The organism is Streptomyces sp. MMG1121 (assembly GCF_001280015.1).
Lineage (GTDB): Bacteria > Actinomycetota > Actinomycetes > Streptomycetales > Streptomycetaceae > Streptomyces.
Genome location: NZ_LGDV01000098.1, coordinates 1 through 347 on the forward strand (window position 1 = coordinate 1; position 347 = coordinate 347).

Sequence of the window (347 nt, forward strand, 5' to 3'; positions counted from 1 at the left end):
GATCAGTCGTCCCAGCCGCCGTCGCCGCCACCGTCGCCTCGGCCTCCCTCGCCTCGGCCGCCGCCGTCATGGTCGCAGTCCACGCGGAAGCTGGCCACGATGCCGTCCTTGACGTGGACGCCGTCCTTCACGTGCAGGTCGTCGACGCCGAAGCTGTCGCTGTGGGGGCCGACGGTGGCGACGGGGGCGCCGTTGTCGCAGACGGCTCCGCGGAAGACCTCCACGCGCTTGTGGCTTTCGTTGCGGATGTTGAGGGTCTTGGCGCCCAGGCCGCTGATCACGGTGATGCAGTCGCCGGGGCGGGCGGAGTAGGACCGCTCGTTGACGAAGATCCGGCCTTCCCTTCT

Annotated in this window: 1 pseudogene; it reads right to left on the reverse strand. The window is 70.0% G+C overall.

The features are described from left to right. Positions 1–2: 2 nt before the first annotated feature. Positions 3–347, reverse strand: a pseudogene (locus tag ADK64_RS10460) (hypothetical protein); the annotation flags it as partial.